This is a genomic window from Mycobacterium sp. NGS61, from assembly GCF_059812325.1.
In genome coordinates, this window is the sequence record NZ_JCALCL010000005.1 from 234,708 (window position 1) to 249,207 (window position 14,500).

Genomic DNA, 14,500 nt, shown 5'->3' on the forward strand with positions numbered 1-14,500 from the left:
CCATGCAGGAAGTCACCGGCACCGACCTCGGTGCGGCGTTCGACGAACTCGATGCCAGGATCGAGTCGGGCATGAAAGCCTATGCGATTCCGGGCGTGGCGGTCGCCGTCTGGGCGGACGGCCAGGAATACGTAAAGGGTTATGGGGTAACCAATGTCGACTATCCATTGCCCGTGGACGGTGACACCCTATTTCGAATCGGCTCTACTACGAAGACTTTCACCGGAACGGTGGTGATGCAGCTGGCCGAACGGGGCATGGTCGATCTGGATTCGCCGGTCCGCCGTTACATCCCCGACTTTGCGGTTGCCGACCCGTCGGTGAGCGCCGCGGTGACCGTGCGGCACTTGCTCAATCACACCTCAGGATGGGATGGCCGCAACGGGCAGGACTTCGGGCGCGGTGAGGACGCGGTGGCCCGCTACGTCCGAGCGATGGCACGGCTACCTCAGCTGACTGCGTTGGGAACGGCGTTCGCGTACAACAACTCAGGACTAGTGGTCGCGGGGCGGATCGTCGAGCTTGTCACCGGCACCAACTACGAGACCGCCGTGCAGCAACTGCTGCTCGAACCTCTGCAGCTGACCCGCAGCCGCTACTTCTCCGACCAGATCATCGGTCTGAATGTGGCGGCACCCCACGGTGTCATAAACGGCAAACCCGTTGTCGACACCGGATTCTGGGCATTCCCACGCAGTTGTCACCCGACCGGGGGGTTGATGTCCACCGCGCGAGATCTTCTGTGCTACGCACAGTTTCACCTCGGCGATGGCCGGGCGCCCAATGGAGAGCGGGTCCTGAGCCGACAATCACTGGAGGCGATGCGCTCCCATCCCGGTGCGGGCGGGACGCTCTGGGTCGAGCTGACCGGCATGGGCGTGACCTGGATGCTGCGGCCCTCCGCGCAGGGTGTGACCATCGTCGAACACGGCGGCACCTGGAAGGGTCAGCGCTCCGGATTTATCATGGTGCCCGATCGCGACTTCGCCATGACGGTGCTCACCAACTCCGATGGCGGATTTCATCTGATCAACGACCTCTTCGCCCGCGACTGGGCACTGCACCGATTCGCCGGCGTCACCAACCTGCCCGCCATACCGCGCCGCCTGGACGCAGCCGACCTGGCACCCTACGCGGGTCGGTACGTCGCCGAGCAGGTCTCTCAGGACGGCAGCCGCGAACAAACGGTCATCGACCTAAGGGTGCAGGACGGCAAGCTCGCCGGCACCTTGGGCGCCGGCGACGCCGACCCGGAGGGCCAGCACAGCGTCGAGTTGGGACTCGCTTTCTACCGGCCGGACTATGGGCTCGACCTCGGACCCGACCAGCAGCCCACCGGCAGTCGATCCAACTTCGTCCGCGGACCAGACGGCGACATCGTCTGGTTGTGCAGCCAACACGGGCGCCTGTTCCGGCGTCAGCGACACTAGGCTGAGCTGATGTCCCGCGCCGACGATGACACCTGGGATCTGGCGTCCGGTGTCGGTGTCACCGCGACCATCGTCGCTGCCGGGCGGGCAATGGCCACCAAGGATCCGCGCGGGTTGATCGACGACCCGTTCGCCGAACCCCTGGTCCGCGCGGTAGGACTGGATCTGTTCACCAAGATGATGGACGGCGAAGTCGACATGTCCACGATCGCGGCCGTTTCACCGGCCGTGGCGCAGGCGATGGTCGATGGAAATGCGGTCCGCACCAGATACTTTGACGACTACGTCCGCAATGCCACCGACAGCGGAATTCGACAGGTGGCGATCCTCGCGTCCGGGTTGGATGCTCGGGCCTACCGGTTGCCGTGGCCGGCCGGGACCGTGGTCTACGAGATCGACCTCCCCCAGGTGATGGAGTTCAAGACGAGGACCTTGGCCGAACTCGGAGCCAAGCCCACCGCAATTCGGTGCCCGGTGTCCGTCGACTTGCGCGGAGATTGGCCGACGGCTGTGCAGGCCGCCGGCCTTGACCCGGCAGCACCGACGGCGTGGCTGGCCGAGGGCCTGCTGATCTATCTGAAGCCGCAGGCGCAGGACCGGCTCTTCGACCACATCACCGAACTCAGCGCCACCGGCAGCAGAATCGCCACCGAATTCGTCACCGGCATAGCGGATTTCGACGCCGAGCAGGCGCGGACCATATCTGACCCGTTTCGCAGTCACGGTGTCGACATCGACTTGGCCTCCCTGGTCTACACGGGCCGGCGCAACCATGTTCTGGACTACCTGGGCGCCAAGGGCTGGCGCCTCGAAGGCATCCCGCTGGCCGAACTGTTCCGGCGCAGCGGCCTTGCTGCACCCGCTGCCGACGACGACACCGTCTTCATCAGCGGTGACCTGACCGGTCGATGATCGACTGCGCGCGATGGAAAATCAGTTTCACGCACTACGACCATTTCGTGTGCGATTCTTGATGCGCTGGCCCGAAGGAGGATGGTGACGCGTACAGACGACGACAACTGGGACCTGGCCAGCCATGTCGGCGCGACCGCGACGCTGGTGGCCGCGGGCCGGGCGCGGGCTACGAGTGCCGCACTGATCGAGGACCGGTTCGCCGAGCCGCTGGTCCGTGCGGTGGGCATCGAATTCCTGACCCGATGGGCCACCGGGGAACTGTGTGCGTCCGACGTCGATGAGCCCGAAGCCGCCTGGGGCCTACAGCGGATGACCACCGAGTTGGTGATCCGCACCCGCTACTTCGATCAGTTCTTCGCCGACGCGACAGCCGCCGGGCTTCGGCAGGCGGTGATCCTGGCCTCCGGGCTCGACTCGCGCGGCTACCGACTGCCGTGGCCGCCGGGCATGACGGTGTATGAGATCGATCAGCCGGATGTACTGCAGTTCAAGGCCGAAACCCTGGCGCAGCTGGGTGCTGAACCGACGGCGAACCTGCGGATGGTGCCGGCCGACTTGCGTCACGACTGGCCGGCCGCGTTGCTGGGGGCCGGATTCCAGCCGGCGCTGCCGACCGCCTGGATCGCCGAAGGCCTGTTCGGTTATCTGCCCCCGGAAGCCCAGGATCGACTGCTGGACAACGTCACTCGATTCAGCGCACCGGCCAGCCGGATGGCGGTGGAGAACTACGTCGGGTCGTCGGACCTGGACTCGGCACGGGTCGAACAGATCATCCGTGCTGCGACTCGCACCTGGCGCGACCACGGATTTGATCTGGACATCTGGTCGCTGAACTATTCCGGTGTCCGCAGAGACGTTTCCGAGTACCTGGCGAACTACGGGTGGACATCAGTGGGCACCACGGCCGCGCAGCTGCGGGCCGATCACGACCTGCCCGCGATGGATGGCAGTTACGTCCCGCCTTCCGACAAGCCCAGCTACTACACATCGGTGCTCGCGTGATCGCCGCCATCCGGCGGAGTCCATGATGCGGGTTCTGGGAGTGACGCGTGCCCACAATGCCGGAAAGACCTTGGCCGGCACCTTGGACTCGCTGGCCACGTTCTGTGACGACATCTACGCGATCGACGACCGCAGCACCGACGACACCGCGGCGATCCTGGCGAGCCACCCCAAAGTCACCAATGTTGTTCGCGCACGGCCAGATCTACCTCCGACGCCCTGGTTGATCCCCGAGTCCACCGGGCTGGAGTTGCTCTACCGGATGGCCGACTTCTGCCGTCCGGACTGGATGGTGATGGTCGACGCCGACTGGGTTTTCCAGATCGACATCGACATCCGTGACGTGCTGGCGCACACCCCCGATGACGTTACGGCGTTGATGTGCCCGATGGCCTCCCGCTGGGATGATCCGGAGTACCCGGACATGGTGCCGGTGATGGGCACCGCCGAGGCACTGCGCGGGCCGTTCTGGCGGTGGCGCCCCGGCCTGTATGCGGGACCCAAGCTCATGCACAATTCACACTGGCCGGCCAACATCACCGACCACGGTCGCATCGGGCAGCTCGACGGAATCCGGTTGACCCACAACGGCTGGTCGACGTTGGCGGAGCGGATTTCGAGAGTCCAACACTACATGCGGCTCGATCCGGATTTCCGGCACAACTTCGGTGTGGCCTACGATCGCTCGCTGCTGTTCGGCTACGCACTCGACGAACTCGACCTACTGAAGGCCGATTACCGACGGCGGGTGCGCGGCGACTTCGACCGGGCCGAGCCGGGTGTCCGGTTGCCGGTCGAGGCGGAGCCGCGCGCGATCGGCCGCGGCTACGGACCCCGGGCGGACGGTTTCCATCCCGGTGTCGATTTCGCCGCTGACCCCGGCAGCCCGGTCTACGCTGTTATATCTGGAATTGTCTGCCGCGCAACCGAAATCAATGGTCTCTACTCGGTGGCCATCGCTGACAGCGATACCGAGATCCGCTATACGTTTCGGCCCGGCGATAACAGCCGACCCGCAGTCGGCGACCGGATACGTGCGGGTACCCCGATCGGCTGCCTCGGCGCCGACGACCGGGACGGTTACCTGCACTTCGAGACGCGGATCGGCGGTGCGCACGTCAATCCGCTGCGCTTCTTGGGCAACATGGGGCTGCGGCCCTGGCCGCCGCCGGGCCGGCTGCGCGCGGTATCGGGCAGCTACCCGCCGGCCACACCGTGCACGATCACCGCCGACGGATGATTGTGGGCGACCTCGGCGCGGCTGCTCGTCCGGTAGGCGTCGATCCGTTCCACCAGGCTTCGGCCCGCCCGGATTGTGGAACGAACCTCCTGTAGCAGTTTGGCGGGATGCTGTAGGTCCATCTCGTGCAGTCCCTCGTACCGGTCGATGCCGAAGCCCGCTGTCTCGATCCGGATTTCGAACGGCAGGGTCAGCGTTCGCAGCGCGTCGAAGTGCTGATAGGGGACGAACGGCTGACCAGTCGCAAACAGACAACTCGACCGCTGCATGGCCAATGTCCGTGCGGTGAAGGTAAACGTATCCGCAGAAGTGGCGCGGCGGTTGTTCGGCTCCGGCGACGGCGCCTCGATCAGTGTGATGGGCAGCCCGAGATCGTTGGTGTCTTCGCCGAAGTGCCACACCAACTGCCCCCGATGCGGGTCGTCGACCAGCTGCCGCGCGCGCCGAACCACTTCGGAGGTATCCATCCCGAACGCGGCGGCCGCCGCGGTGGCCAGCAGGTCGAATTCGGTACGCGCGCCTGGGGCGCAGGACGCGACCGCGTCCTGTTCGGTCGACAACAGCCGCCGGGAGGCGGCGGCAAGCACGATATGGGCGACGCGATTCTCGCCGGCGAGTTCCCGCGCCCACCTGGCTCGGAGCATGTTCGAGTAGCGCCCGGTGCCGATCACCAACATGTAGTCGAATGTGTCTGCAGCGGGACGCGATTCATGTGTGAGGCCCAGCCGCTGGGCCAGCCTCGTTATCGTCGCGAGTTGCTCGTCCGGCATTTCCAGCGGGGGGATCATCCACCGTGCCCCACCGTCGGCGTCTTGGCACTGCACTCGCCGGCCGCTCGAATGTGCCCTCGCCCGTCCCCGGTAATCCCATACCTCGCTGAACTCGTCCAGGAAGGCCAACCGGGTTGCCAGATCGTCGTGCCGCGGCACTACTCCACCGAACATCGCAACCAACTGCGCCAGCGCGTCGTGGGCACTCCACGCGTCGACCTTCGCGCGCAGCGACGTCAATGATTCCCCGTCGAGCCCGCCCGCACGCATCGACGTCTCAGCCGGACCATTCACTTCAGGTTCCTCGCCTCCGAAGATCCGTTGCTGGTAGGGCCGGCGGCGGGGGTCAGGACGCCGCTGCAGCCGTCTTGTTCGTAGGAGTAGCGGGGTTGGTCCTTCGCCCATTGGATATAGCGGTCGATGCCGTCCCAAATGTCGACTTCGGGCCGGAATCCGATGCTATTGGCGAGGTCGATGTTGGCCGGGAAACGTGCGACTTCGCCCGGACGCGCGTCGTGGCGGGTGATCTCGGCGCCGAACTTCCCGGCTATGTATTCGACGATGTCCTTGACTCTGGTGTCTTTGCCACTTGCGAAGTTGATAGCCCGTCCACGAAGTGTGGTGTTCTGCAGGACGAGGTTGTAGGCATTGACGATATCGCTCACGTACAAATAGTCGCGAGTCGCCGAACCGTCGCCGAAGATCGTCAGATTTTCGCCGTTGACCGCCTGCCGGACGAGGCGCGGAATAAGAGCACCGAATCGCCCGGTTTTCTGGCGCACCCCGAAGATATTGAATGGTCGGACGATGGTGACGTCCAGACCGTAGGAGCGGTAGTAGGAGTAACACAACCGATCGGCCGCCGCCTTCGAGGCGCCGTAGGGGCTGTTCGGTTTCAGTTCTGCGCTCTCGTCAAGAAGCTCACCTTCCTGCAGATTGTGCCCGTCTCCATATACTTCGCAGGTCGAGACGTAGATCAACCGGTTCTTGTAGCGCCGAACCGCCTCGAGTACGCGGTAGGTACCCATCACGTTGGTTTCGAGGAAGCTCTCCGGATCACCGAGCGACTGGTCGACATTGATGTTGGCGGCCAGATGGAATACGACGTGATGATCGCGAACCGCGCGATGGACCATTTCCCCGTCGGTCACCGACCCCGAAATAAAAGCGGCTCGCTCGTGCGAACGAAAATCAGCGGTATTTCGCCTCGCGCTCTTCGATGACGTATTCAGGACAGTCACCCAGTGCCCGTGGTCGAGTAGTGACTCCGACAGATGACTGCCCTGGAAGCCTGCGCCCCCGGTGACAAGTATTTCCATCCGACTCATTCCTCACCTGTTAGCTGTGTCACACGAGCCTAATAGATGCCGCCGCCGAAGTCAGGGCATTTCGTCCCACTCGAAGATGAGACAAATATGCCCGCCGTGCGGCCCGCGTCGACGCTGCTCAGGAACTAACGTGGGCCGAGCTGGTAGTCGCCGGTTTCCGGGTTGCGGTGCCAACCACTGGACGCATGCGTGCCGCCGTCGACATGGATGGTCTGTCCGGTGATGTAGCTCGCCAGGTCAGATGCGAGAAAAACTGCGGTGCCGGCGATCTCGTCGACGTGACCGGGACGACCCAACGGAACGACGTTGCCGATCGCGGCTATCGCATCGGCCCCGCCGAGCTGCGCCAGGCCCTCGGTGAGCGTGATGTCGGGTGCGATGGCGTTGACCCGGATGCGGTGCGACGCCAGTTCCAATGCGGCGGTCCTGGTGTAGTTGATCACGCCGGCCTTGGCGGCGGCGTAGGCCGCATAGCCTGGTGCGGCGCGCACCCCCTCGATAGAGGTGACCGCTATGATGCTGCCGGCCAGCCCGGCGGACACCATCAGCCGGGCCACCCGTTGCGTGCACAGCAACACATGCCGGAGGTTCGCCCGATACAGCGCGTCCCAGCCGTTTTCGGTGGTATCCAGCAGCGGTGAGGAGAACACTCCACCGGCATTGTTCACCAGGATCGTCGGCGTGCCCAGCTCGGCTGCAGTGCGCTGCAGGGCGGCGTCGACCTGACCGCCGTCTCGTACGTCGGCCGTGATGCCCAGGGCACCAATAGATTCCGCGGCTTGCGCACAGCTGTCCGGGTTGTGTTCCCAGATGGCCACCTTGGCGCCGAAGGACACCAGACCGGCGGCGATACCGCGGCCGATGCCCGCTCCGCCGCCGGTGACAACTGCGACGCGGTCGGTCAGCAGGATGTTGGACGGGTCGATAGCCACCGTTACCGCCTGCGAATCATGCTGGTGCCCGGCCGATCACACCGTCGGCCTCCAGTTCGGCGATCTGCGCCGCGGTCAACCCCAGATCGGTGAGCACCTCGTGGTTGTGCTGCCCCAGCAACGGTGCGGGCCGGGTGTGGAATCGGTCGGGGCCGTCGGACAACCGCATGGGCACGGTGCTGAGCCTAGCCGAGCCGTGCACCGGATGATCGACGACTTCGAAGAAGCCGCGGGCGGCCAGCTGGGGCAGTTCGGTCTGCCGGTGCGGTTGCATCACCTTGGCCACCGGAACCCCGGCGTCCCAGAGCATCCCGACGATCTCGTCACCGGTCCGTTGCCCGCACCACGCGGACAGCCGTTCGTCGATCAGGTCTACGTGTTCGCGTCGGCCGGCGATGGTGTCCAACCGCGGATCCATTGCCCACGTTGGTGATCCGAGTGCAGTCTGCAAGCAGCGCCAGTGTTCGTCGGTGGCCACCGCGACCGCGACCCAGCTGTCCAGCCGTCCGAACTCATCGATCTCGTTGGTGCGGTACAGGTTCTGCGGCGCGGCGGTCGGCCCATGGTTGCCGGCTCTTTCCAGCAGGGCGCCGTAGGCGGAGTACTCGATCAACTGCTCGGCGGCGATGTTGATTGCGGCGTCCACCATCGCCGCCTCGACCAGCACGCCCTGCCCGGTGCGGCGGCGGTGTTCCAACGCCAGCAGCAGCGCGTTGAGGGCGTGCACGCCGGCGTTGGGGTCACCGACCGAGTACGGCTCGAACGGGGTGCGGTCGGCGTAGCCGGTCAGCCAGCTCACCCCCGACGCCGACTCGATGACGTAGGCGAAGGCCGGGTTGTCCCGCCACGGACCGTCCAAGCCGAAACCGGGCATCCGCAGCATCACCGCGTCCGGCTGAAGAGCCTGCACCGCAGCGAAATCCAAGCCGATCTGGTCGAGCACCCGGGGGGTGAAGTTCTCCGCGACCACATCGCAGGTGGCGATCAGCTGCCGCAGCAGGTCCCGCCCTCGTGGACTCTGCAGGTCCAGGGTCACGCCCTTCTTGTTGGTGTTCAGCGCCGCGAAGATCGGCGACTTCTCCCACCACCGATCCACGGTGGCCGGGATTCCGGCGATCAGCCGGGTGCCGTCGGGACGCCGGGTGGATTCCACGTGGATCACCTCGGCGCCCAGCATCGCCAGAAAGTGTGTGCAGGACGGGCCCGCCCAGAACGTCGTCATGTCGAGGACCCGTATGCCGCTGAGTGGCAACCCTTCGGCACGGGCTGCCGGCACCGGGCGCGTGGGCGGGTCGATGGAGCGCCACTGCTCAGTGTGTTCGCCCAGTCGCGGAGCGGGCCCGGGCGGCCGCAAGCGCGCCGGATGCATCCGATACGGATGGCCCGGTTGGGCGAATCCGTCACGCGGGTTGGACATGAATGAGCCACGCTCGACGAAGTGGTCCAGCGTTGCGATGTTGGCGCCGTTGGCCACTGGTGCGTTCGGTATCCGGAAGGCGGTGGCCAGTTCGCGAATCTCGTCCACCGGATGGCTGCGTACCCACGCGTAGATCTCGTCGGCGTGGATGTTGGCCTGCTCGGTGATGGACAGCGAAGAGTTCTCGTCGATCCACTCGTCGTGGCCGACCATCGCACACAGGTCGAACCACTGTTGGGCGGTGCCGCATCCGAGGTCGACCAGCCCATCCTGAGCGGCCGCCACGCCAGGGACGGTGGGCCGGCGGGCATCCCGCCACGGCCGCCCCAGCATCTCGAAGAAGGACACCGGATAGTAAGTGAGACAGAGGATCTGGGTCTCCAGCATCGACATGTCAATGAGCTCACCAACCCCGCGGTACCGCGCGGTCAGGGTGGCGGCGCTGGCGTAGGCGCCGGCCAGATACTCCCCCACCTGGCCGCCGACGTAAACCGGGGCGCGGTCGGCCACCCCGCGGCCCAGCCCGATGATCCCGCCAGACCAGGCCTGCAGCGTGAACTCGGTCGCCGCACGGTCTCGCCAGGGGCCGTGCAGTCCGAACGGGGTGATGGCGGTGACGACGAGATGCGGAAACCGCGACCGGATCTCTTCTGGAGCAACCACTTCGGCCACCGCGGACCCGGGCGACCAGATCACCGCGTCGGCCGCGGCCAGCAGCCGATCGAGCAGGTCCAGGTCGGCGTCAGGATCCACCACGACGCTGTGCTTGGAGCCGGCCAGAAAGCTGAACAAGGCGCCGTCGCCCTGGACCGGCGCGCCCGAGGCCGACCAGGAACGCAGCGGATCACCGTCGGGGGGTTCGACCTTGACGACGTCGGCACCGCCATCGGCCAGCAACTTCGTGCAGTAGGCGCCCGCGATCCCGCTGGACAGGTCGATCACCAGCAGACCGGTCAACGGCGATTCGACCACTAGCGCTTCTTCTTTCGACCATTGCCCTTGCCGGCGCGTGCCTTCTTGCTCAACCGCCAGTCCGGGGGGAACTTGTCGTCGTTGTCCTTGACCGCGCCCCCCAGGCCTTCGTCGATCGCCCCGGCCAGTGCGAAACCACCCGGGTCGGCCTGTGCGGCACCGCCGGCGGATTCGAAGAAGCCACTGAGCACGCTGCCCAGGTATTCACCCTGGAACTGTTTCATGATCTCGAAGAATGTCTTCTGCATGAAAACCGTGTCGGTCGGCCGGTTTCGGGCACACGCCAGCGCGTACTTCGCCACTTCGGCCTCAAGATCCGCCCGGGGCACCACGCTGTTCAGGAAGTTGCAGTCGTACATCTCCGCGGCGGTGAAAGCACGTCCGGTATAGACCATTTCCTGAAATTTGCGGATGCCCATGGTCTGCGCCCACCACCACATGCGCGGTCCCCAGCCGTAATAGCGGAAGGACGGGTGCCCGAACAGAGCGTCGTCGCTGGCGATCACCAAGTCGGCGTCGGCGGCCTGATAGAAGTGCCAGCCGTAGCAGTACCCCTTGGCCTCCACGATGCTGATCTTCTTGAAGTCCTGCAAGCCACGTATCCCTGAGTTCGGATTCGCATACCACGCTCCGATGGAGGCACCGTGGCGAAACGAGCCTTTCGGTGGATAACTGACTTCCCCTGCGGCGATCCCGAATTCGGCGAGCAGCGGCTCGGGCTCGACCGCGTCCTTGGCTCGGATGAACTCCACGAGATCTGCGCCGGAGCCGAGGTCGGGCCCTTCGCCGCGAATCACCACGACCTTGACGTCGTCGTCGATGCCGGCCCGGTGCAACAGGGCGGCGTAGCGCCGCCGGGCCGCGATGGTGGGCGCGTTCAGATACTCCGGCCGGTCGAAGGTGATGGTGGCGATGCGGGTCTTGGCGTCCTTGTCATATCGGATCAGCTTGTCCGCCTTGGCCCCCATGCTCAGCCGTGCCAGGCCGGACTGGCAGTCAGCACTTCGGGACCGTCACGGGTGATCAACACCGCCTCGCGTCCGAAGACCGCGCCGACGCCCGGTTCCCAGACGTAACCGGTGACCGCAAGGACCATCCCCGGCTCCAGTCGCTCACCGTCCGCCGTGCCGGGTAAGCGAGCGGAGACGACAGGCGGGTCGAAACCCATCCCCAGTCCGCGGGCCACCGGCATCGGCGGTGCCGGCTCCCCTGCGGCCTGGTAGGCCGCCAACAGCTCACCGGCTCCGTTGCCCGGGCTGCACGCCGCTACCAATTTGCCCCACAGGCGATCCCAACGCGCGAATATCGCCGGCGCACCGGCAACCGTTCCCACCGGCCAGGTGCGGCCCACCTCGCCGATGTAGCCACCGGCCACCACACCGGCCGACAGCGCTACGAGGTCGCCGGGCTGCACCCCACCGGGGTTGCCGGCCCGCCGCCAGGGATGCTCCCGCGACGTCACCCACGCCACATCCTGATTCGACGGGGTGCTGACTCCGCCGGCGGCCAGCGCCTCCAGCAGCACCCCGGCCAGGGTCTGCTCGGTCACCCCGGGCCGCAGTTCGGCCACCGCGACGGCCAGCGCCGCCTCGGCCACCGCGACCGATTCACGCAGGGCGGCGATTTCATCGTCGGTCTTGATCCGGCGGGCAGCACGCATGGCCAGTTCGCCGTCCACCAGTTCAGCATTCGGGAAGGCGGTGGGCAGCAACTGCCCGAAAACCGGTGAGAGCGCGTCGGTTCCGACCCGGCGAGCGGTGTCGGCACCCTCGATGCGCCGCAGCGCGGCGATGGTGTTCACCGGATTCCACGAGATGCCGTACAGGTTCTCGTGCGGGATGTCGTCGGGCACCCCTTCGTCCCACGTGCTGAGCAGGTGGATCGCGCCGGTAGCACGCACCAGCACACAGGTGGGCCCGAACGGGCGGGTTCCCGCCACCCAGAGCTGTGGTGCGCCGGTGACGTAGCGGACATTGGCCTGCCGGCCCAGCACCAGCACGTCCAGGTCGTGTTCGGCCATCTGGGCCAGCGCGCGTTCCCGACGACCCAGGCGCAGTGCCCTGTCGTCGGCCAGAACCTCAGTCGCCATAGGGGCGGTAAGGGTAGTTGGTCAACCTCGTCGAGCCTTCCTCGGTGATCACCAGGACCTCCTCGCTGCGGTAACCGCCGGTGCCGTCTTCCCACACCACCGGTTCGACCACCAGCACCATGCCGGACTGCAGCACGAAGTTCTCGTCGAACTCGTTGCCGAGATCCGTTCCTATCATCGGCATTTCGGCCGCGTTGACGCCGATGCCGTGACCCAGATAGAAGTGCGGCAGCCACGGCCGGGCACCGCCGTTGGCTTCGATGGCCGCCCGGCCCAGGTCAGCGGCGGTGACGCCGGCGCGGGCCACGTCCAGCACCGCGTCCATGATGTGCCGCCACTTGTCGAACTGCGCCTGCTGCCGCGGCGACGGATCCTGCCCGACGATCCAGGTCCGTCCGAAGTCCGAACAGTAGCCCTGGTAGGTGATGCTGACGTCGGTCCACAACACGTCGCCTTTGCCGAGTTCGCGCTCGGTACTGAGCAACGGCAGCGCGAGGTCGCCGTGGGTGGTCCACACACCCTCGGCCTTGCTGCGCGGCATCACCTGCCAGATCGGTTCCAGCATGCTGGCCATCGCACCCAGTTCGAAGGCCCGGCGCAGGAAGCGGCCCGACAGGTCGATCTGACGGATGCCGGGGGCAAGTGCCTGCTGCACTTCGACCATCGCTTCGTCGGTGATCCGGACCGCGGTGCGGATGCAGGCGAGTTCGTCGACGGTCTTGACCACCTTGGCGGCACTGACCACCGCGGCCGCGTCGACGGGAGCACCGTGGGGAAACAACGACTTCCGTGCGCGCGACATGGCACCGGTGAGTTCGTCGACCGCGACGGTCGACCCGGTCGGGACCAGTTCCGCGAGCTGCCGGGCGAAATCTGCCACCCCCTCGTCGAATTCGAGGTACACCGGACCATGCAGATGGTCGGTGGGCAGGTCCGACTCCTGCACGGCGCCTTCGCGGAAGGGCAGGAACAGGTGCGGCCACGGGTCGTCGGCGAGCACCACGGCCACCGGCCGCTCGACATAAGACAGCCCGGCATCACCCAGCGGCCAACTCGTTCCGGTGGCGTAGACGACGGCGTTGTTGCCGAGCAACACCAAGGCATCGACGCCGCGATCGGCCATCGCGGTGCGCAACCGCGCGCCCGTCTCGCGCCGCAGCCGGGTCAGGTCGGGAGTCTCCGGGATCGCCAGCCCGCCAATGGTTTCGGTGACTGTGCTCACAAGCCCAGGAATTCGCTGATGTTGCCGCTGACCACCCGGGCGGCCTGCTCCGGCCCGACCGCCTCGACGACGGCCGCCAGCGACTTCTCCGAGTACCCGTAGGTACTTTCGTTGTGCGGGTAGTCGCTGGACCACATGACCTTGTCGACACCGATCCGGTCGATCAATTCCAGACCCAGCGGATCGACCATGAACGAGGCGCTCATGTGGGTGTCCCAGTAGTAGCGCACGTCGTGCTCCAGCGGCCGGTTGAACATGTGCTGGTAGGAGGCCACCAGGTGCTCGGCATCCTGCAAAGCCCACGGCACCCAGGCGATTCCGCCTTCGAACCAGCCGATCCGCAGCCCGGGGTGATCGTCCAGAATTCCGGTAAAAAGGTACTTCGCGAACTGCTCGCGAAAGCCGTCGATGTTGATCATCATGCCGACGACGACGCTGTTGAACTGGCACGGCGTTTTCGGCGGAGTCTCCCCGATGTGATGTGTGACCGGAAGCCCAGCGGCCTCGATTTCGTCCCACACCGGCTTCATGGCGGTACTGCCGTAGTCGATGATGTTTCCGTCGTCGTCCTTGCCCGGGTTCAGCGGCAGCAGAAATGTCTTGAGCCCCAACGACTTCAACTCGCCTAGCGTCCGGCGAGTGCCCTCCGGGTCCCACCAGTTAATCAGTCCGGCACCGTAGAAATGCCCGTTGGAGCGCTCCTGCAACTCCGCGATGTACTCGTTGTAGATGCGGAAGGTGATTTCGCGCAGCTTCTTGTCCGGGTAGTGGAACAGCGCCAGCACGGCGTTGGGGAAGGCGAGTTCCTTGTCGACACCGTCTTCGCGTAATTCCTGAATGCGCGCGTCGATGTTGGTGCTGGCGGCCCCGGGCAGGTCGTCGTACTGCATGAGCACGGCACTGAAGTCGCCGGGCAGGAACGACTGGCCCTTGCGACCGACCTGATACGCACCGTCCTCGTACCAGATCCGGGGTGCCTTGTCCTTGAGGTCTTCCGGGAAGCGCTCGTAGAAGATGTCCGCGGCCAGCGAGATGTGGTTGTCGGCGGAGAACACCTCCGTACCGGCGGGCAGACCGACATTGCTGCCGAGGGCGTGGCCTTTGCGATCTTTCGGTGCGCCAAAGCCTTTCGGGGGATAGAGCGTGCTTGTCATCATTGACCTCTCTCGGGCTGTGAAAGGGC

The 14,500-nt window shown here is 65.8% G+C and carries 12 protein-coding genes; 4 read left to right on the forward strand and 8 right to left on the reverse strand.

From position 1 onward, the window contains the following. The first annotated feature begins 2 nt into the window (after nt 1-2). The 4 genes from AC5Y3Z_RS13680 to AC5Y3Z_RS13695 all read left to right on the forward strand — a co-directional run bounded on the left by AC5Y3Z_RS13680 (nt 3) and on the right by AC5Y3Z_RS13695 (nt 4,587). Nucleotides 3-1,430, forward strand: a complete 1,428-nt coding sequence (locus AC5Y3Z_RS13680; protein ID WP_463827228.1) for a serine hydrolase domain-containing protein — start codon at nt 3-5, stop codon at nt 1,428-1,430. Between the two features lie 9 nt (nt 1,431-1,439). After that, nucleotides 1,440-2,342, forward strand: a complete 903-nt coding sequence (locus tag AC5Y3Z_RS13685) for a class I SAM-dependent methyltransferase (RefSeq protein WP_463827227.1) — start codon at nt 1,440-1,442, stop codon at nt 2,340-2,342. Nucleotides 2,343-2,426: 84 nt separating this feature from the next. Further along, nucleotides 2,427-3,347 (forward strand): class I SAM-dependent methyltransferase, encoded by a 921-nt coding sequence (locus AC5Y3Z_RS13690; protein WP_463827226.1) that lies wholly within the window; start codon nt 2,427-2,429, stop codon nt 3,345-3,347. A gap of 25 nt (nt 3,348-3,372) precedes the next feature. Continuing rightward, a complete protein-coding gene (locus AC5Y3Z_RS13695) occupies nt 3,373-4,587 on the forward strand; it encodes a peptidoglycan DD-metalloendopeptidase family protein (RefSeq protein WP_463827225.1) in 1,215 nt (404 codons plus the stop codon). Here AC5Y3Z_RS13695 and AC5Y3Z_RS13700 read toward each other — a convergent pair. The 8 genes from AC5Y3Z_RS13700 to AC5Y3Z_RS13735 form a co-directional block, all read right to left on the reverse strand. Continuing rightward, complete coding sequence (locus AC5Y3Z_RS13700) at nt 4,545-5,627, reverse strand: hypothetical protein (RefSeq protein ID WP_463827493.1); 1,083 nt, start codon at nt 5,625-5,627, stop codon at nt 4,545-4,547. The genes AC5Y3Z_RS13695 and AC5Y3Z_RS13700 overlap by 43 nt on opposite strands. A gap of 20 nt (nt 5,628-5,647) precedes the next feature. After that, nucleotides 5,648-6,676 carry an NAD-dependent epimerase/dehydratase family protein gene (locus tag AC5Y3Z_RS13705; protein ID WP_463827224.1) on the reverse strand — a complete coding sequence of 343 codons (1,029 nt, stop codon included), beginning with the start codon at nt 6,674-6,676 and terminating at the stop codon, nt 5,648-5,650. A gap of 134 nt (nt 6,677-6,810) precedes the next feature. Further along, complete coding sequence (locus AC5Y3Z_RS13710; protein ID WP_463827223.1) at nt 6,811-7,617, reverse strand: SDR family NAD(P)-dependent oxidoreductase; 807 nt, start codon at nt 7,615-7,617, stop codon at nt 6,811-6,813. Between the two features lie 16 nt (nt 7,618-7,633). Beyond that, nucleotides 7,634-10,006, reverse strand: coding sequence for a CaiB/BaiF CoA-transferase family protein (locus tag AC5Y3Z_RS13715; protein WP_463827222.1), 2,373 nt, complete (start codon nt 10,004-10,006; stop codon nt 7,634-7,636). After that, nucleotides 10,006-10,974, reverse strand: a complete 969-nt coding sequence (locus AC5Y3Z_RS13720; RefSeq protein ID WP_463827221.1) for an enoyl-CoA hydratase/isomerase family protein — start codon at nt 10,972-10,974, stop codon at nt 10,006-10,008. Before AC5Y3Z_RS13720 ends, AC5Y3Z_RS13715 begins: the two co-directional genes overlap by 1 nt. 2 nt (nt 10,975-10,976) lie before the next feature. Next, the gene (locus tag AC5Y3Z_RS13725; RefSeq protein WP_473139699.1) at nt 10,977-12,095 is read right to left on the reverse strand and encodes a M24 family metallopeptidase; all 1,119 of its coding nucleotides are present in this window, start codon (nt 12,093-12,095) and stop codon (nt 10,977-10,979) included. Next, nucleotides 12,085-13,317, reverse strand: coding sequence for a M24 family metallopeptidase (locus AC5Y3Z_RS13730; RefSeq protein ID WP_463827219.1), 1,233 nt, complete (start codon nt 13,315-13,317; stop codon nt 12,085-12,087). The genes AC5Y3Z_RS13725 and AC5Y3Z_RS13730 overlap by 11 nt, the downstream gene beginning before the upstream one ends. Beyond that, nucleotides 13,314-14,471 (reverse strand): amidohydrolase family protein, encoded by a 1,158-nt coding sequence (locus tag AC5Y3Z_RS13735; protein ID WP_463827218.1) that lies wholly within the window; start codon nt 14,469-14,471, stop codon nt 13,314-13,316. The genes AC5Y3Z_RS13730 and AC5Y3Z_RS13735 overlap by 4 nt, the downstream gene beginning before the upstream one ends. Nucleotides 14,472-14,500: the final 29 nt, after the last annotated feature.